This is a genomic window from Lonsdalea britannica (assembly GCF_946477055.1).
In the GTDB taxonomy this organism is placed as follows: Bacteria; Pseudomonadota; Gammaproteobacteria; order Enterobacterales; family Enterobacteriaceae; genus Lonsdalea; species Lonsdalea britannica_A.
Genome location: NZ_CAMKXG010000312.1, coordinates 1 through 3,520 on the forward strand (window position 1 = coordinate 1; position 3,520 = coordinate 3,520).

General features: G+C 53.2%; 3 protein-coding genes. 2 read left to right on the top strand and 1 reads right to left on the bottom strand.

Annotated features, from left to right (window positions below; translation table 11 throughout):
- Nucleotides 1-416: aldehyde dehydrogenase family protein (locus tag Q7O77_RS15780; RefSeq protein WP_304169530.1), on the top strand; the 416-nt coding region annotated here is incomplete at its 5' end.
- 288 nt (nt 417-704) lie between these two features.
- Nucleotides 705-1,817: a spermidine/putrescine ABC transporter substrate-binding protein PotF gene (gene potF / locus Q7O77_RS15785; RefSeq protein ID WP_304169533.1), complete on the top strand. Its 1,113-nt coding sequence runs from the start codon at nt 705-707 to the stop codon at nt 1,815-1,817.
- A 237-nt stretch (nt 1,818-2,054) separates the two neighbouring features.
- Here the strand turns inward: potF and Q7O77_RS15790 are convergent, their stop codons facing one another.
- Nucleotides 2,055-2,822, bottom strand: coding sequence for an SDR family NAD(P)-dependent oxidoreductase (locus Q7O77_RS15790; RefSeq protein ID WP_304169535.1), 768 nt, complete (start codon nt 2,820-2,822; stop codon nt 2,055-2,057).
- Nucleotides 2,823-3,520 lie beyond the last annotated feature (698 nt).

A 3,520-nucleotide genomic window follows, 5' to 3' on the forward strand; every position in this document is an offset into this window, starting at 1 on the left:
GCCCCGATCATCTGACGCAGGGCTGGTTTATTGAACCCGCCATTTTTGTAGACACACCGCTGGAAAGCGCGCTGTGGACGGAAGAAATTTTCGGCCCCGTGCTTGCCGTTCGGTGCTTTCGCGATGAAGACGACGCGGTCAAACAAGCAAACGACAGCCGTTTCGGACTCGCCGCGGCGGTGATGTCGACAGAAGCAGAACGCTGCCGACGCGTCAGTCGGGCGTTACGCGCGGGGATTGTTTGGGTGAACTGCTCGCAGCCCACGTTCACCCAGGCGCCCTGGGGCGGTTACCAACAAAGTGGGATTGGGCGTGAGCTCGGCCGTTGGGGTTTCGACAACTATCTGGAAACGAAACAGATTACGGAATATGTCAGTGAAGAACCGTGGGGTTGGTATCTCAAGGATCAGGCGTGATAGCGTCAAACAATATCATGCCTCAGGTAAAAGGCATTACGTCGACAGGACAGCGTTAACGGCGTAAAGCAACCTCTGATATTTGTTTTTCCTATTTTCCATCACCGACGAATTGCTTTATAAATATCAATTAAAACAATTACTTATATAGGGATCTATGGCAATCTCGCCCTCGGGTATTTAAGGGCGCCTGATTGCCCAAGCCCTGCAAATCATCGTCGTACACGTTAAAAAATTCCGATTCTGCTCGTCAATGTTTCATTTACTCCCGATAGGAGGAAGCAACGGATGTTCACCCATTACATGAAAAGGTTTTCTAAAACGTTTGCGGGCTTGCTGATGGCCGTTTCCGCTATCGCGTCCGCACAAGAGAAGGTGCTGCACATTTACAACTGGTCTGATTATATCGCCCCCGATACGCTGGAAAATTTCCAAAAAGAGAGCGGTATCAAGGTGATCTATGACGTGTTCGACTCCAACGAAGTGTTGGAAGGTAAGCTGATGGCGGGCAGCACCGGCTTTGATCTGGTCGTGCCTTCAGACAGTTTTATGGCGCGTCTTCGCACCGCAGGCGTTTTTCGCCCGCTGGACTGGAGCCGATTACCGAATGCGAAAAATCTCGATCCCGACCTGATGAAGCTGGTCGCGCAGCACGATCCGGGCAATCAATACGCCGTCCCCTATCTGTGGAACACCACCGGGATCGGTTATAACGTCGATAAAGTGAAAGCCGTGCTAGGCGCAGATGCGCCGGTAGACAGCTGGGATCTGGTTTTTAAACCGGAAAATCTGGAAAAATTGAAAAGCTGTGGGGTGTCGTTCCTCGATGCGCCGGAGGATGTTTTCGCCGCCGTACTGAATTATCAGGGCAAAAGTCCCAACAGCGATAGTGTGAATGACTACAGCCAGACGGCGGCTGACCTCCTGCTGAAACTGCGTCCCTTCATCCGCTATTTCCACTCATCGCAGTACATCAACGATCTGGCCAACGGCGATATCTGCGTCGCTATCGGCTGGTCGGGGGATGTTTTGCAGGCAGCGCAGCGCGCAGAGGAAGCGAAGAACGGCGTGAATATTCGCTACAGTATTCCGAAGGAAGGCGCTCAGGTCACGTTTGATACCTTCGCCATCCCAGCGGACGCGAAAAATGTAGACGAAGCCTATCAGTTCCTCAACTACCTCATGCGCCCGGACGTCATTGCCAAAATCAGCGATCATGTGTTCTATGCCAGCGCCAATAAAGCCTCTTTGCCGCTGCTGAGCGACGAGGTGCGCAACAATCCGGGTATTTATCCGTCGGATGCCGTCCGCGCCCGGTTGTTTATCACCATGGACAAGTCACCCAAGCTTGACCGCGCTCGTACCCGCGCCTGGACGCGAGTGAAAAGCGGCGGAAAATAGCGCCCGCAGTCCCGCCCTGCAACGTAAAGTTCGAGGACGGGCGCAAAGCAACAGCAGCGCTGTCTCATCGCCAGAATTGCAACGAAAGACACAGGAACGCTATCGTTTTACGGTGCTCTTTATACCAGCGCTATCCCCTCCACTGTCGATAACAGCGCATAAAAAAGCCTCGCTTCCCGAAGGAAACGAGGCTGGCGTCTTTCTGCGGTAACCCCATCAGAAGCGCGTCACCGTCTCTTATTGTGCGAGGAAACCACCGTCAATCGGCAGCACGGCGCCGGTGATAAACGATGCTTCATCTGACGCCAGGAACAGAATCCCCCAGGCAATCTCTTCAGGTTTCCCCATGCGTCCCAGTGGGTGCATCGCCACCACTTTCTCAATGCCTTCTTTAGTCAGCCCCGCTACAGCCGGGGTATCAATCGTGCCCGGCGCGACGGCGTTAACGCGAATGCCTTTGCCCGCCAGATCGATCGCCAGATGCTTGGTCAAGCCTGACGCCACAAACTTGGCCGGGCCATAAACGGCCTGCCCCGGCTGGCCGCCCGCAGCGGAAATAGAGGAGAGGAAAACGATGGCCCCTTTACCCGCCTTCACCATCTCGCTGGCAGCGTATTTAGCCGACAGGAACATCCCGCGCGCATCAACGGCAAACGTTTCGTCCCACAGTTCAGCGGTCGCCTCTTCCAGCGTGGCTTCGGGGATAATGCCGGCGTTAGCCACCAAAATATCAATCCGTCCAAACTCAGCTACCGTGGCGCCGATCGTGCGGCGAATATCATCTTCATGTCGGACGTCGCAGGACTGCGCGATGACTTTATGGCCTTGCTCGCTCAGGTGGGCGGCCAGCGCTTTGACGCCCGCCGCATCCACGTCGGCGAGCATCAGCTGTGCGCCCTGCGAGGCAAAGAGTTCAGCCGTCGCGCGTCCGATACCTTTCGCCGCCCCCGTGATGATGGCAACTTTGCCCGCCAGACGCCGATCGTGATGAGTATTAACGCTCATGCTATCTCCTGTGATTTGCGTAGTTGAGTCACCAAGGGGAATGCATTCTGACGGCACTTCACCATCGACACCGTCGATGTAGAACCCTGGACATGCGGAAAGGCTCATGACGGCACCTTACCCACATAGGTGGAGAGACGTTGAAGCTCCCGCAGAAGGAGACTGCAGAATGCGTTCCCTATGTACTTCATACAGTTTAGGTAGTGGATTGTGATCTTGCATCACGCCACATAACTATCGCCCCCCCTGCGCGAACAGCGTGACGGATGATGCTTTCGCTAAGCATTGGCTTATCCCCCGCCGGGTCTGGAAAAGAACCAAGACGCATTCATGACACAGCCATGCTTCAAGGAGGGCAATTATCTAATTAGACCCGCCTCTGGCTGCGACATGATCGGAAATAAAAGTCGGCATTGTCGGAAATGAAGCAGTTAATGGACCCCGATTCCCTTCTGAATGACATTCGGTCATAGCCATTCAAAAATAATAGACTTCGAATATTTATCATGATGTTCAAAATAATCCACGACAGTTTCTAAAAATAGCAAGGCGTTGTTATGCGTGAAATAAACGCAGCAACGCTGATGACAGGCCCTATTATCGGGAATTCCATTTTATATCCCGTCCCTATTCATTATTAAGGGACAAAATTTTAGAAAACAACAACGTCATTATTGCGTCATTTTTTAATATGATAA

Excerpts from the sequence above, each read along its gene's own strand:
- potF (WP_304169533.1), top strand. The coding sequence starts at position 705 with ATGTTCACCCATTACATGAAAAGGTTTTCTAAAACGTTTGCGGGCTTG.
- Q7O77_RS15790 (WP_304169535.1), bottom strand. The coding sequence starts at position 2,822 with ATGAGCGTTAATACTCATCACGATCGGCGTCTGGCGGGCAAAGTTGCC.